At 33.3% G+C, this 436-nt stretch carries 1 pseudogene; it reads left to right on the top strand.

Going from position 1 to position 436, the window contains the following annotated elements:
• Positions 1–86 precede the first annotated feature (86 nt).
• Positions 87–436 (top strand): annotated as a pseudogene (locus AB4585_RS29360) (hypothetical protein); the annotation flags it as partial.

Here is a 436-nt window from a genome sequence, read left to right as displayed (position 1 = left end):
AACATTAGTAGTCTATATAAAGCCGTATATACCAGAAAATTTCTTGAAAATTAAAAGGTTCACTCAAAATATATTACGGAGATTTTATGGATAAAATTGACTTTGTACTACCGTGGGTAGATATAAACGACAAGAACTGGAGATCAAAAAGATCGTCTTTTATTGATGGGTACTCTCAGAATATGGATGCTGTATCGGATGCTCGGTACAGGGATATGGGTACTCTTAAGTTTGTTTTGCGGAGTATAGAGAAAAACTGCCCATGGTTTAACAAAATATATCTTATCACTGATTCACAAATTCCAGATTGGTTAGATATGAACTCTCAAAGAGTTGTAGTAGTAGATCATAATCAAATGTTTCTGGATCTAAATGACTTGCCAGTTTTTAATTCAGTCGCAATAGAAATGAACCTCCACAATATAAAAGATCTTTC

Source organism: Vibrio sp. 10N.222.49.C9 (assembly GCF_041474985.1).
Lineage (GTDB): Bacteria > Pseudomonadota > Gammaproteobacteria > Enterobacterales > Vibrionaceae > Vibrio > Vibrio crassostreae_C.
This window is presented reverse-complemented; position numbering and strand designations above follow the sequence as displayed.